The organism is Bacillus sp. SYZHCR11 (genome assembly GCF_057196865.1).
The window spans coordinates 1,154,167-1,166,531 of the sequence record NZ_JBXUND010000001.1; the positions used below are offsets into that span (position 1 = coordinate 1,154,167).

Below are 12,365 nucleotides of genomic sequence, written 5' to 3' on the forward strand. Positions count from 1 at the left end.
GAAACCGGCAAACGGTTCGGGCTTTACATGTGTTCAATTAATGTTTTCATATCGTCAGGCACCGGAGCGTGAAAAACGAGCGTTTCTCCGGTCATGGGGTGTACGAATGAAAGCCGCTCACTGTGAAGAGCCTGCCGGGCAATTCCCTCATTTTTTCCGCCGTACAATGTATCACCGACTAACGGATGGCCGAGGTAGCTCATGTGCACCCGGATTTGATGCGTCCGCCCCGTTTCCAGCCGCAGGGCTGCAAGCGTAAACGCATGTCCCGCTTTTTCCGTTTGAAAATGCGTCACCGCTCGTTGTCCATCCGGCGTTACCATCCGCTCAATAATACTGTCGTGTTTTCTTCCGATGGGCGCGTCCACCGTTCCTTCCTTCTGCAGCATGATCCCGTGTACGACAGCGAGATATCGCCTGCTGACAAGCCCCTTTTTTTGTGCTGCCGACAAAAGAGAATGGGAAAGCCGATGTTTGGCGATGAGCATCGCCCCCGATGTATCCCTGTCAAGGCGGGTGACAAGATGAACCGTTGATTGCACGCCGCTTTTTCGGTAGTGGCTGATCACTCCGTTAGCGATGCTTTCCGACGGGTGTTCTCTTGATGGAATTGAGGAGACATACGGCTGTTTATTGACCACAAGCACATGGTCATCTTCATAAAGAATATCAAGCGGAACCGGCTCAGGCAAAAGCGTTTCACTCACATGCTCCTTCGGAAATTCAATCTTAAGCACGTCTCCCTCCGCTAACACGGTGCGGACGGTTACATGCTCTCCGTTCACAAGCAGGTCTCCCCCGCCGAATTTAATATCAGCGAGAAGCCGCTTTGAAATGCCGAGCTGCGCCGTATATTCTTTTACCGTCATGCCGGCATCCTGGGCAGTCATGTTCTTTTGGATAAAAAAGTTGTCCAATCCGTTTCCTCTTTCTATTCGCCTTTTCCGATAAAGGAATCCTGCACCCTTTTCCAAAACGGAAAAGGGCGGAATCTTGCAAATCTGACTTTTTCATTTGCCACACGGCATAGAATGGACTTGACATCCTTATGCAGCAAGGTTAAATGATCAATTGTGACTTGAAAGTCGACGTCGTTTCTCGGTTTGATGACACAGTTATGATGATCGGGAAGCAAAAGCGGCGAGCCGACAGTCCTGAACACTCTGTTGTTGATAGATGCCATTTCGGCAAGCTGAATCGCCCTGATGGAAGGGTGGATGATTGCACCGCCTAACGCCTTATTATAAGCCGTGCTTCCGGAAGGCGTGGACAGACATAAACCGTCTCCCCTGAACGTTTCAAACAGCTGGCCTTTAATTTCCACGTCAGCGACGAGACTGCCTTCTATGCTTTTGATCGTACATTCGTTCAAAGCCAGATACCGCTCCTCACGCTCTTCATCATGATAAGTGACAATCACCTCAAGAAGGGGATACTCCACGGTATGATACGGCGTTTTGGCAATGGCCAGAACGAGCTTTTCTATCTCCTGCGGAACCCAATCGGCATAAAAACCCAAATGCCCCGTGTGAACTCCGACAAAAGCCGTTTTATCAAGACGGTCGCTGTACCTGTGAAATGCGTAAAGAAGCGTTCCGTCACCGCCGACGGAAATAACGATTTCCGGCTCTTTTTCATCCAAGGTCATATCAAAATCGAGTAAATACGCCTGTATTTTGCTTTTCAGTGTATCTGAAACCTCGTCTCCTTTTGAAGAAACGGCAAATTTCATGCCATTCCCCTCCTTTCCTTCCTACTGGCGGTCTCCCGCTTTTTTCTTTCGCGAGAACGCGGCTTGGGCTTCCTGGATTTCTCCGCGGATTTCTGACATTTCTTCATCGAGCCGGGATGCGGCTTCTGAGGCCCGCTGCAGCCTCAGCTTTACTTTTTCGGGAATGTTCCCGCTGTATTTGTAATTCAGTGAATGCTCAATGGTTGCCCAAAAGTTCATGGCAAGCGTCCGAATCTGTATCTCCACAAGAACGTGCTTTTCACCGGACGTTGTTTGTAAAGGATATAAAACGACAAGGTGGTAAGACCGATATCCGCTTTCCTTATGCTCTGCTATGTAATCCCGCTTATCGACAACGGTAAAATCTTTTCTGGCAAACAGCATATTTTTGACGATCTGGATATCATCGACAAATTGGCACATAATACGCAGCCCCGCGATATCCTGCATCGTTTCAATCTGATGAAGCGGTATGCTTTTTCGTCTCGCTTTTTCAAGTATGCTCGCCACCGGCTTCACGCGGCCTGTCACAAACTCAATCGGTGAGTGGTCATCTTCATACTCATAAAGGGTTCTGACGCCTTTCAGCTTCACCTTTAATTCTTCAACAGCCTGGCGGTATGGCGCTAGAAATTGCTCCCATTGTTTGTCATCCATCGTACATCCCCCAATTCCGAACCTGTTCTAAAGAAATACGCTTTTCACTTTTTCTTCCATATCTCCGTAGTTTGCATTATCTTTAATATTTTCAAGAAGATAATCGAGTTCTTCATGCAGCCCTGAAAGTTCAACCGTTTTTCCGCCGGCCTCAAGGACCGCCGGTTTTCTTTGGTCTAAGGCTTCTTTCAGATCCGGCCAGATATGTTCTTTTATAATGACATATTCAAAAGAGTCAGCTGATTCAAGTATGTATACAAAAGCAAAGTGATCGGAATCAACAAGCATTTGACCTGAGGCTTTGCGTTCCGCTCCGCTTAAGTCTTCTCCGCACTTCAAGCGGAGCGCGTCTTCTGTTAATGATGCATTCTGGATTTCAATTCTCTTTTGCATAATGTTCTCCTTTTTTAACAAAGTACAGCATTTATTTTATCATATCAAGGTCGATATTGATAAACGTAACCTCTAAAGAGATAATGGGAATTATACAATTTTTCGTCCTGAAAGGAAGACTGTCATGACCCAAGAAATAGAAATTGAATTCAAAAACCTGCTGACAAAATCAGAATTTCTGAAGCTGAGTGAAGCACTCTGCATGAAAGAATATGATTTTAAACAGCAGGTCAATCATTATTTCGACACGAAAGATTTTTCCCTGAAACAAAAAAAATCAGCACTCCGCATCCGAGAAAAAGACGGCTCGTTCGTTCTGACTTTAAAAGAACCTGCCGCGGTCGGTCTGCTGGAAACGCACCAACAGCTTGCGGCGGCACCGGATCTTGACGTCTTCAAGATTCCGGATGGCCCCGTCAAACGGCAGCTGGACGGTCTAGGTATCCGTTCAGAACACATTTGCTGCTTCGGAACACTGTCGACCGCACGCGCGGAAAAAGAATCAGAAAAAGGCTTAATCATTTTAGATCACAGCCGATATTTAGAGAAAGAAGACTTTGAATTGGAATTCGAGGCTGCTGACTGGGATGAAGGAAAACGGGCGTTTGAACAATTGCTCAAGCAATTCGGCATCCCAGAGCGGATCACGAAAAATAAAATCCAGCGTTTTTATGAACAGAAACAAAAAAAGGTGGAATGACACAGTGAATATAACGAATTGGGCGGCCCTCCTCCAGCTGCAGTCAATGGCGCTGCAATCAATCTCTCATACAAGCACGGATTCAGGCGGACAATCTTCAGAAAGCCCGCTTGCCAATTTCAGCGCGCTGCTCAGCCAGTATACGGACACAGCCGTCCGGCAGCAGCCGGAATCAGGGATTTTAAACGGTGTGCGGACCGCTCACGCTTCATATTCACCGAGAATTCCGGTTTCATCCGGTTCCGCGGCAGCTTCACAGACCGTTTCCCCGAGCATAAAGTCTCCGAATGCGGCTTCTGACATCAGCACCGGAAACTTTTCAATAGACAGCGCCATTCAGAAAGCAGCCGAAAAATACGGAGTGGACGAAAAACTGATCCGCGCGGTTATTAAACAGGAATCAGGCTTTAATCCGAAAGCGGTCAGCGGTGCGGGGGCAATGGGGCTGATGCAGCTCATGCCTTCTACGGCAGAATCACTCGGGGTGTCAAACCCGCTTGATCCCGTCCAGAACGCTGAGGGCGGCACAAAGTACTTAAAGCAGATGCTCACGAAATACGACGGAAATGTATCTCTCGCGTTAGCCGCCTACAACGCAGGCCCCGGCAACGTAGATCGGTACGGAGGCATTCCGCCGTTTAAGGAAACACAGCAATATGTCAAAAACATAACCCGGCAGTATTACGCGTAAACCAGAGAGGCTTCCTTCGCCCTCTGGTTTTTTTGCGGAGTGAAATCTTACACATGAATGAAGACGATGTGATATGATATGAAATACAAGCGCCTGACAGAAAGGCACTTTGTTTGTAGAAATAAAATGTTATTGCTAAAATATACAGTAACTGAAGATAGTAAAACTGAAAGATAAATTCGCAATGGGAATTATGATTCCTATTAGCCATATAAAGGAGTAGTCAACATGGGACAATCGTTTAACGCACCATATGAAGCGATTGGAGAGGAACTTCTATCGCAACTTGTTGATACTTTTTATGAGCGTGTCTCGTCTCATCCCTTGCTGAAGCCGATATTTCCAAGTGATTTGACTGAAACGGCCAGAAAACAAAAGCAATTTTTAACCCAGTATTTGGGCGGACCTCCTCTTTATACTGAAGAGCACGGACATCCCATGCTCAGGGCAAGGCATCTCCCCTTTCCGATTACGGACGAGAGGGCTGATGCGTGGCTAAGCTGTATGAGCAAAGCGATGGATCAGGTCGGGCTGGAGGGCGATATTCGTGAATTTCTGTACGGGCGTCTGGAACTGACGGCCAGGCATATGGTAAACCAGTCAGAAGCGGAGGATCGATCATATTGACGAATTATCAGCATGAGCAATACTTCGCCCATTGCCACGGACATCCAAAAAAACCGCTCGAAATTTACATGTTTGTCGACCCTTTATGTCCTGAATGCTGGTCGCTGGAGCCCGCCATAAAAAAATTAAAAATCAAATACGGACGTTTTTTCACCCTGCGGATCATTGTTTCCGCGAGCATTACATCGCTGAATAAGCAAAAGCGGAAAAAACACCTTCTTGCCGAAGCTTGGGAAAAAATTGCGAACCGTTCCGGGATGCCCTGTGACGGAAGCCTTTGGCTTGAGCAGGATCAGCCTCTTTCATCGCCCTACCTTGCCGCACTCGCTTTAAAAGCGGCCGAACTGCAGGGAAGAAAAGCGGGCATTCTGTTTCTCCGCAGCATGCAGGAAAGCCTGTTTGTCTCCAAGCAGAATATTACGGATGAAGACGTTCTTTTAGAAATTGCTGAAAAGACGAAATTGGATGTTGAAGAATTCAAGCGCGACCTCCATTCGCAAAGCGCGGTAAAAGCGCTTCAGTGCGATATGAAAATCGCGGCGGAAATGGACGTCACCGTCAATCCGACATTGACGTTCTTTAACAGCCTGCATGATGATGAAGGGCTGAAGGTTCCCGGCAACTATTCTTATGACGTATACGAAGAGATCTTATTCGAAATGCTCGGGGATGAACCGAAGCCTTCTGAAACGCCGCCTTTGGAATGTTTCATTGAATATTTCCGGTTTGTCGCATCGAAAGAAATCGCACTCGTTTATGATTTGAGTCTAGAAGAAGTTGAAAAAGAAATGAAAAAACTGGCATTCGCCAAAAAGGTCGCCAGAGTGGAAGCAAAGCACGGTCTGTTTTGGAAATCTCTGGCCGGCACCCAGGAGGATGTCACCTGTTGTGACCATTAAAAAAAGCTGATTCCTTACGGAGCCGGCTTTTTTTGTGCAAATAAAGAAACCGCGCCGGGATAAGCGCGGTTTCATATGTCTTAACGACAACAAAGGGGATGGGAGAAATTTTTCACGGTCAAACAAAGGGGTAATGTTTGTTTGTGATCAATTTCACATCCTTATCATATCAAATCTTGTCGAGTTTTGACAAGCCATAAGATTAATGTTCATATTTTTGTCACAAAACATAACTGACTGCTTGTTTTCATAGAATATATCAATCATAAACAAGGAGGGAAATCAATGCTCCGCACCGTATTGATCATCGGAATGATTGTGTTTTTCTTCTTTTTAAACCTGCTGGCCATGATGCACATGCTGCCGATTTACATTACATCTCCACTGCTGTTTCTGTCCATATTGTTTGCCCTGTACCGGCTGAATCACCGAAAAACGTTTAAGGGGTTTTAGAAAAAGCCTGCGCATTTAATGCACAGGCTTTTTTGAATTACGAAGGGTTCACTTTCGAAAGAAGCTCTTCCATTTCATTCAGTTTCTCTTCAAACATTTTGCAGGCCGCCTCGATCGGTTCAGGCGATGTCATATCGACCCCCGCTTTTTTCAGTATGTCGATCGGATATTCCGAGCTTCCCGCTTTTAAGAATTCGGTATAGCGCTCCACCGCAGGCTTGCCTTCTTTTAAGATCTGGCTGCTCAGCGCTTGGGCCGCACTGTAGCCTGTCGCATATTGATACACATAGTAATTGTAATAGAAATGCGGAATTCTTGACCATTCCAGACTGATTTCTTTATCAATCACCATGTTGTCACCGAAATACTTTTTATTCAGATCATAATAAAGTTCGTTCAGCAGTTCAGGCGTTAGCGGCTCGCCTTCCTGCGCTTTCGTATGAATCAGATGCTCAAATTCAGCGAACATCGTCTGTCTGAACACTGTGCCTCTGAATCCTTCAAGCATGTGGTTGAGCAGGTACAGACGCTGTTTTTCATCCTTTAAGCTGTTCAGCATATATTCACCGAGCAGCGCTTCATTAGTCGTTGAAGCGACTTCAGCGACAAAAATGCTGTAGTTACCGTACGGATACGGCTGATATTTTCTCGTATAGTAGCTGTGCACGGAATGGCCGAACTCGTGAACGAGCGTAAACAGATTATTGACATTATCATGCCAGTTCATCAAGATGTACGGATTCGTGCCGTATGTACCGGACGAATAAGCACCGCTGCGTTTTCCTTTGTTTTCGTATACATCGACCCAGCGGTTTTCAAGTCCTTCTTTTAAAATAGACGCGTATTCCTCGCCCAGCGGAGCAAGTCCTTTGAGCATATAATCTTTCGCTTCCTCATATGTGACCTTCATTCCCGAATCTTTTACAAGCGGTGTGTACAGGTCATAAATATGGACTTCATCAAGGCCGAGCACCTTTTTCCGCAGGTCAATGTAACGGTGTAATAACGGAAGATGTTTATTGATCGTTTTGATAAGGTTATCGTAAACCTCTTCAGGAATGCTGTTATTGGATAAAGCCGCTTCCCGTGCTGATTTATACTTTTTCACACGGGCGTAAAAATTATCTTTTTTTACAGTGCCGCTGAGTGTAGTCGCCATCGTGTTTTTATACTGTCCGTATGTTTTATATACGGCTTCAAATGCGTTTTTGCGGACTTCACGATTGCTGCTTTCCAGGAAATTAATAAAGTTGCCGTGTGTGATTTGAGTTTCCTTGCCGTTTTCATCTTTAATCGACGGAAACGTAATATCGGCGTTATTTAAAACACTGAATGTATTGGAAGGCGAAGACAGCGCTTCAGAGGCTTCCGCAAGCAGGGCCTCTTCTTGTTCGCTCAGCACGTGCGGACGCTGTTTTGTAATTTCTTCAATTGCATGGGAGTAAAGCTTAAGCTCCTCTTTTTCCAGAATAAACTGGTGCAGCTTGTCCTCCTGAATCGCCAGAATTTCCGGTTCAATGTAAGCAGTCGCGCTGGCAGCCTGAGAATACAGGCTTGCGGCTTTGTCGTTCAGCCCTTGGTAGAAAGAATTTCCCGTATCCTGGTCTGAGCGCATATGCGCGTATGCATAAAGTTTCCCAAGGCGGTTCGTCACTTCATCCTGTGCCGTAAGCGCCGCGTATAAATTATCAGCCGAATGAGCAAGCGTGCCTTTAAATGAAGATAAATTCGGAATTAATTCTTTAACTGCTTGAAATTCTTTATTCCAGGCCTCATCACTAGGAAAAATATCCTCTAATCTCCATGTATGCTCTGCCTTTACTTCACTTCTGTCAGGCAGCTGTGCTGCTTTATTTTCCTCAGTCATGGTGATCCCCCTCGTTTTCTTTACTTCAAGCCAATTGAAAAAACGATTGTTTCTCCAAAAACTTGTGTTGTGATTATCTTCCGGCTTTTCACTGCCTTTTGTCAAATCATATGCGGCATATAAGACCGAGCATACCAATAATACAGTGAAAAAACGAAAACAAAATGCTTGTATGCCCCTCACATTCGCCACCACCTTGACGTTAGGGTGAACGAAATGAAGCATTCTCATTCCCCAAAAAAGAGCAGGTCCCGCCGGCGCAGCTCTTCTGCCGTTTGAGGGCGCTTCTGTTGAGATGAGAGCATATATACTTCATTCTCAATTTCCCTTAAAAAATCCTGCAAGCATAAGAAATCAGCATATTGTTTTACCGCCATTCCGATAAGGCTGTCTTGTGAACCATACCGCATCCGGATCTCCTTATGCCTGATTTTTTGCCGTAAATCATGAACCATGCCGGATAATCGGATCGGCGCGCCTTTTTTAGAAAGTTCCGCAAGCCGCAAGTATAAATGGCCCTGCCACACAAAAACGGGACTTGCAAACACAAAGCCTGCTGAAACGGGAATAAACACTTCAGAGGGGAGAAATGGAAATGCAACCTGATGTCTTTCGTAAAAAAGACGCCGGATAAGACCGGCATCTTCAGATAAAAACCGCCCGCCTTTGTTGCGGAAGCCGGCAACGGCACGCCCCCACGAGGAAAGTCTGACGCTGTGCCGCCCTTCCGGATGACAAATGTCTTTCAGGTTTGCTTTGTGAAGAGGGATTGCGGTTAAGCCGGCATAAGAATAGCCGGTGTAAAACGGAGTGATGGAATGCAGCCTGTAAAAGGAGCGGGCGTCGGGGCAGTAAAACATTAAGGAGGAAAATGAATTGACTTCAAAGAACTGCCAGTGAAAAGCAGAAAGCCGGAAAAATTGCGCGGCCATCCGTTTTAACCGTTTTGCCCCAATGATCCAGACCGGCCGGTACCCGGCGTTTTTCAGGCCTGCCGTCCGGCTCTTTAAAGAGTCCGCCGAAAGGTTCGCACATTGAAATTCAAAAGCCAGCCTTTCTTCTCCGCTTTCTGCCGTCAAGTCAGGCCGCTGTCCAGCGGAAGTCAGATACGGTTCCAGGCTGACACTGCACCCTTGTGTCTTCAGCCAGAGAAAAAGCTGTCTTTTTCCTTCCAGATGGTATTCGCTTTCAGGTTCGGATTCCCCGGGACACAGCCTGCTTTTTTTATGAGCGAAGTGCGGCAGTTTTTCGCGTCCCAGTTTGATATCAAGCTCACTTTTGCAAACGGGGCAGAACCAGCGTTTCTTTCTCAGCTCCGCCGCTTTTTCCTTTGAATAGCTTCCGGCCAGCTGAATGAGCCGTCCGCCGGCAGTCACTGCACTGAACATGTTGCATCTTCTCCTTTCCTGAATCTTGTTGTATTCAGCAGAAAGAAGGCATAATCCTGTTTGCGGATGAGAGCCGTTATACGGTTTTCAGCCGTTCATCCTGTCATTCAGAACAAAAAAAACCGATTTCTGCTGAGAGAAATCGGTTTGTTATGATGCAAAGTGTTTTTTTATTGTATATAACGCATGATCAGCGATCACCAATTTGCCGTATTCTTCAAGACGGTGAATGCTGACTGATGATTCGTGCGCGTACTCCAACAGGATGCTTAGCTGATTTTCAACCTCTTCATCAGTTTGCTCATAAAAATCTGCATATAAATAATATCGGTCTTCAAACGAATACAGGGTCGTTTTGATTCCGTTAAGATTCAATTTTGATAGCGAGATGAGATCCTCAAAATCATCGAACCGCAAAGTGAACTGAAGCTTTTGCTCCTTATCTTCCCGGCTCTCGGCCTGCTCTTCTTTCTGGAAATCATCAAGTAAAGCATCGAGATTTTCATCTGCCGGCTCTTGTTTTTTATCTTCCGGGATCGGCAGTTCGAGTTTTTGTCCGTCCTTGGAAAGCTGGGCTTTTGTTACGATTATTTCCAGTCCTTTGTCCAATGCCTGAACCTGAATCCAAAGAGGACCCTCGACAGCGAATTCCTCTTCATCATGCACTTCATCCATGACTTCCCAGAACAGTTCTTCACTGCGCTCGCGATTGTACCAGATTTCTTCTCTGTCAAAACCGCGATCTTCAATATCACCATAAGACATATAAAATTTTACAGTATGCTCATTAATTCTTTCTATTTCCATTTTGCCAACCTTCCCTTCTTTATAAGATGTTGAAGGGACATCTAAGCTCCCGATGAATAGTACTTTACTACACTTTACCCATTCCGTCCACATCTTAACCTTATAGAAGACAGCGCAAATTCTTTATATTTCTATTTTATGATAAAACAGTTATAAAAGAAATAAAAAAGCATTTTCACACCGAAAAACAGGCTTTCTCCCGGTTCCCATCATAAATAGCGCATTGCTTCATATATTAGCTGTACAAGCAATCGATCTATAAGCGAGGTGTTACCATGCCGCACGATTATCTGCTGTCCCTTCTGCTTATTATCGGGATTGACCTTATTCTCGGCGGTGACAATGCCGTCGTCATCGCGATGGCCAGCCGGAATCTGGCCCATAAACAAAGACAGCAAGCGATCATCTTCGGAACATTTATCGCAGTCGTCTTGAGAATCGTTCTGACGAGCGCTGCGGTCTATTTATTGAATGTTCCTTTTTTACAATGCGCAGGCGGGGTATTTTTATTGTATCTCGGCTATCAGCTTCTGATTGAGAAGAAAGATGCGCAGCATGTGAAAAGCAGTTCTTCTCTTTGGAAAGCCATCCGCACAATCGTTCTGGCTGATATCTTTATGTCGCTTGACAATGTCATCGCAGTAGCCGGCGCTTCTCACGGTGAGCTGACACTAGTAGTGATCGGTCTCTTCATCTCGGTGCCGATTATTATTTGGGGCAGCAAGCTCGTTCATGCCGCCATGGAAAAAATGCCTTTATTGATGTATGCCGGGAGCGGTCTTCTCGCATTTACCGGCGGTGAAATGATTGCCGGAGACAGCAAGCTGTCATTTTTCATGGCAGAACACGGCATGATACAGATGATGCTGCCGATTTTGACCGTCGTTTTTGTTATCCTCGCCAGTATGATTTACCAGCAGACTGAAAAATAACAAAAAGCCCAAACCGCGATGGTTTTGGGCTTTTTTCATGCTTATCGTAAGCTTATATCAGTTGGCAAGACGCTGTGCTTCTCTTAATTGGAAAGAACGCACTTTTCTTGGCAGGAATCGTCTGATTTCATCTTCGTTATAGCCGACTTGCAGACGTTTTTCATCAATGATGATCGGACGGCGGAGCAGTCCCGGATGCTCATTGATCAAAGTATATAAGTCTTGAAGCGGCATAGATTCAACATTTACGTTCAGTTTCTGGAATACTTTAGAACGGGTAGAGATAATTTCATCCGTACCGTCTTCAGTCATACGCAGAATCTGCTTGATCTCATCAATTGATAACGGCTCGGAGAAAATGTTTCTTTCTACAAACGGAATCTCGTGCTCTTCAAGCCAAGCTCTTGCTTTTCTGCATGACGTACAGCTAGGTGATGTGTATAATGTAACCATTAACCTTCACTCCTCTAATTAGTAGGATGAACATGTTTGTATTCTCAAATTGAAATGACTTTAATAAAGGAATCTTTATAGGTATTATACTATAAAAAAGTAAGTGTGAACAGTCTCCTGAGAAAAAAATGTGTCAATCCGGCAAATTTACGGCTGGAGGATTTTTCCCCATTCTCAATTAGCTCAGCTGATCGAAAATGTTTTTTTGTTTTTTCTCATCAATGACTTTGAGAACTTCATCCGTTTTTTCGTATGATTCTCCGTACCATTTTTCATCTTTATAAGTGTGAATGTTTTCATATGTCTGTTTCATCGCTTCAAATATTTCTTCTTCTGATTCCGTCTTAGGTGACCAGTACAGAATCTCCATTTTGTTCACTTCATTCGTAGCCAATGACCGGCGCCGATACCCGATTGACTGCGCGTGCTTGAAATGCTCTCTTTGATAAAAACGCAAGCGTTTCTGTGTATCCGTGTCATCCTCGTCAACAGGCTCCACCTCAAGCAGAATCGGCTTGTTCTTCTTTTTCAGTCTGCCGATCAGCTTGCTTCCGAGGCCTTGTCCTCTGGATTTCTTTGACACAAACAGGTAATCAATAAAGATGAAAGAGTCAAATTCCGCATACATCAGCACGTGGTACTGCCCCTCTTCTTTATGATAAACATCGCTTTGCTCCTTTAACAGAGCTTCCATATGCGCTTTTGATTTCATTTCTTCAATCGGAAAATATTCACTCAGCTTTTCGTACCAGTTCATTCATTTGCT

General features: G+C 45.2%; 15 protein-coding genes. 6 read left to right on the top strand and 9 right to left on the bottom strand.

Annotated features, from left to right (window positions below; translation table 11 throughout):
* Positions 1 to 23: 23 nt before the first annotated feature.
* From AC2CGA_RS05200 to AC2CGA_RS05215, 4 genes are read right to left on the bottom strand one after another with little or no spacing between them, the layout of a single operon-like run.
* Positions 24 to 917, bottom strand: coding sequence for an RluA family pseudouridine synthase (locus AC2CGA_RS05200; RefSeq protein WP_349686133.1), 894 nt, complete (start codon positions 915 to 917; stop codon positions 24 to 26).
* Positions 918 to 931: 14 nt separating this feature from the next.
* Positions 932 to 1,732 (bottom strand): NAD kinase, encoded by an 801-nt coding sequence (locus AC2CGA_RS05205; RefSeq protein ID WP_003155018.1) that lies wholly within the window; start codon positions 1,730 to 1,732, stop codon positions 932 to 934.
* A 21-nt stretch (positions 1,733 to 1,753) separates the two neighbouring features.
* Entirely contained in the window at positions 1,754 to 2,389 is a 636-nt protein-coding gene (gene yjbM, locus AC2CGA_RS05210) for a GTP diphosphokinase (RefSeq protein WP_003155019.1), read from the bottom strand.
* Between the two features lie 27 nt (positions 2,390 to 2,416).
* Positions 2,417 to 2,782 (bottom strand): UPF0738 family protein, encoded by a 366-nt coding sequence (locus tag AC2CGA_RS05215; protein WP_003155020.1) that lies wholly within the window; start codon positions 2,780 to 2,782, stop codon positions 2,417 to 2,419.
* Between the two features lie 124 nt (positions 2,783 to 2,906).
* Here AC2CGA_RS05215 and AC2CGA_RS05220 point away from each other — a divergent pair, with 124 nt between their 5' ends.
* The 5 genes from AC2CGA_RS05220 (at position 2,907) to AC2CGA_RS05240 (ending at position 6,152) form a co-directional block, all read left to right on the top strand.
* Positions 2,907 to 3,482: a CYTH domain-containing protein gene (locus tag AC2CGA_RS05220; protein ID WP_015388447.1), complete on the top strand. Its 576-nt coding sequence runs from the start codon at positions 2,907 to 2,909 to the stop codon at positions 3,480 to 3,482.
* A gap of 4 nt (positions 3,483 to 3,486) precedes the next feature.
* Positions 3,487 to 4,173, top strand: a complete 687-nt coding sequence (locus AC2CGA_RS05225; protein ID WP_003155022.1) for a lytic transglycosylase domain-containing protein — start codon at positions 3,487 to 3,489, stop codon at positions 4,171 to 4,173.
* Positions 4,174 to 4,401: 228 nt separating this feature from the next.
* Entirely contained in the window at positions 4,402 to 4,800 is a 399-nt protein-coding gene (locus AC2CGA_RS05230) for a globin domain-containing protein (RefSeq protein ID WP_003155023.1), read from the top strand.
* On the top strand, positions 4,797 to 5,699 hold the full coding sequence (spxH, locus tag AC2CGA_RS05235) for a protease adaptor protein SpxH (protein WP_003155024.1): 903 nt from the start codon (positions 4,797 to 4,799) through the stop codon (positions 5,697 to 5,699). Before AC2CGA_RS05230 ends, spxH begins: the two co-directional genes overlap by 4 nt.
* Positions 5,700 to 5,984: 285 nt before the next feature.
* Entirely contained in the window at positions 5,985 to 6,152 is a 168-nt protein-coding gene (locus AC2CGA_RS05240; RefSeq protein WP_003155026.1) for a hypothetical protein, read from the top strand.
* 37 nt (positions 6,153 to 6,189) lie between these two features.
* Here the strand turns inward: AC2CGA_RS05240 and pepF are convergent, their stop codons facing one another.
* The 3 genes from pepF to mecA form a co-directional block, all read right to left on the bottom strand.
* On the bottom strand, positions 6,190 to 8,019 hold the full coding sequence (pepF, locus tag AC2CGA_RS05245; protein WP_003155028.1) for an oligoendopeptidase F: 1,830 nt from the start codon (positions 8,017 to 8,019) through the stop codon (positions 6,190 to 6,192).
* A gap of 227 nt (positions 8,020 to 8,246) precedes the next feature.
* Positions 8,247 to 9,407, bottom strand: a complete 1,161-nt coding sequence (locus tag AC2CGA_RS05250) for a competence protein CoiA family protein (protein ID WP_060386867.1) — start codon at positions 9,405 to 9,407, stop codon at positions 8,247 to 8,249.
* Positions 9,408 to 9,557: 150 nt separating this feature from the next.
* Complete coding sequence (mecA, locus tag AC2CGA_RS05255; RefSeq protein WP_003155032.1) at positions 9,558 to 10,214, bottom strand: adaptor protein MecA; 657 nt, start codon at positions 10,212 to 10,214, stop codon at positions 9,558 to 9,560.
* Positions 10,215 to 10,489: 275 nt separating this feature from the next.
* Between mecA and AC2CGA_RS05260 the strand changes: the two genes are divergently transcribed.
* Positions 10,490 to 11,146: a TerC family protein gene (locus AC2CGA_RS05260; protein ID WP_003155033.1), complete on the top strand. Its 657-nt coding sequence runs from the start codon at positions 10,490 to 10,492 to the stop codon at positions 11,144 to 11,146.
* Positions 11,147 to 11,203: 57 nt separating this feature from the next.
* On the opposite strand, the gene spx is transcribed toward AC2CGA_RS05260, so the two are convergent.
* Complete coding sequence (gene spx / locus AC2CGA_RS05265) at positions 11,204 to 11,599, bottom strand: transcriptional regulator Spx (RefSeq protein WP_003155034.1); 396 nt, start codon at positions 11,597 to 11,599, stop codon at positions 11,204 to 11,206.
* 178 nt (positions 11,600 to 11,777) lie between these two features.
* On the bottom strand, positions 11,778 to 12,356 hold the full coding sequence (locus AC2CGA_RS05270) for a GNAT family N-acetyltransferase (RefSeq protein WP_003155035.1): 579 nt from the start codon (positions 12,354 to 12,356) through the stop codon (positions 11,778 to 11,780).
* Positions 12,357 to 12,365 lie beyond the last annotated feature (9 nt).